The sequence below is a fragment of the Ideonella sp. P3_A4 genome, assembly GCF_056403075.1.
The window spans coordinates 1-615 of record NZ_JBFUGE010001338.1; the positions used below are offsets into that span (position 1 = coordinate 1).

The 615-nt window shown below is 63.7% G+C and carries 2 protein-coding genes; both read right to left on the reverse strand.

Features of this window, described 5'->3' with window-relative positions; translation table 11 throughout:
• Positions 1–263, reverse strand: a 263-nt coding sequence (locus AC1DYI_RS37890; protein WP_477209189.1) for an ABC transporter permease subunit, incomplete at its 3' end; no start/stop codon positions are given.
• 1 nt (position 264) lies between these two features.
• A partial coding sequence (locus AC1DYI_RS37895) for an ABC transporter substrate-binding protein (protein ID WP_477209190.1) occupies positions 265–615 on the reverse strand: 351 nt, incomplete at its 5' end.

Below are 615 nucleotides of genomic sequence, written 5' to 3' on the forward strand. Positions count from 1 at the left end.
GCCCACTCCAGCACATAGCCCAGCGCCACCGCGAGTACCAGCCCGACGACCAGCGTCGAGAAGAAGCCGCCGCCGATGGTGGCGGCCACTGCCGGCGCCAGCGCATAGGCCATGTACGCGCCGATCATGTAGAAGCTGCCGTGCGCCAGGTTGATGACGCCCATGATCCCGAAGATCAGCGTCAGCCCTGAGGCCACCAGGAACAGCAGCAGCCCGTACTGCAGCGCGTTCAGGCATTGGACTAGGAATGTGGCCCAGCCCATGTCACATCTTGCAGCCGCGGGCAGGGTCTGCCAGCGCCGGGACGGCGACGCCCGTGATGACGTTGTAGTTGCCCTTGACCTCGCGGATGTAGAAGTCCTGCACCGGGTTGTGCGCCGCATTGAAGCCGAGCTTGCCGCGCGGGCTGGCAATCGTGGTCTTGCCCATCGCGTAGTACATCTCGTCCTTCTTGCTGAAGTCGCCCTTGACGACTGTCAGGCCCGCATGCAGCAGTTGGGCCGCGTCGTAGCCCTGCACGGCATACACGTCAGGGTTGGTCTTGTAGACGACCGCGTACTTGTTGCGGAACGCGGTGTTGCGAGGTGTCTCGATGTTGTCTGCGTAGTGCAGCGA